Origin of the sequence: Achromobacter sp. SIMBA_011, assembly GCF_046535435.1 — a bacterium.
GTDB lineage: Bacteria > Pseudomonadota > Gammaproteobacteria > Burkholderiales > Burkholderiaceae_B > Achromobacter > Achromobacter dolens.
Genome location: NZ_JAWRWN010000425.1, coordinates 1 through 273 on the forward strand (window position 1 = coordinate 1; position 273 = coordinate 273).

Annotated in this window: 1 protein-coding gene; it reads left to right on the forward strand. The window is 61.5% G+C overall.

Annotated features, from left to right (window positions below; all coding sequences use genetic code 11):
• The coding region (locus SB816_RS31565) for a hypothetical protein (RefSeq protein ID WP_410548190.1) at nucleotides 1–273 on the forward strand (273 nt) is incomplete at both ends.

The window sequence follows — 273 nt, forward strand, 5'->3', positions numbered from 1 at the left end:
GGCCGGTATCGCGCTCATCATCTATCTCGGCTTCAACCGTTACGACCGGGCTATCCTGCTCGTTCCGTCCTGGGCGCTCATCCTCGTCTGGCTGTTCGGCAGCTGGCTGACGGTGACTGGGCAATTGGACAACGACATCGTGCAACCGGCACTTGGCGGTGGACTGGTGCTGATCGTGCTTCTGATCGGCTTCACCGTCATCCAGCATGCCTTTGCCGGCAGCGCCTATCAGCAGGGCCTGTTCTCTGACCTCGAACGCCAGTCGCTGGCGCT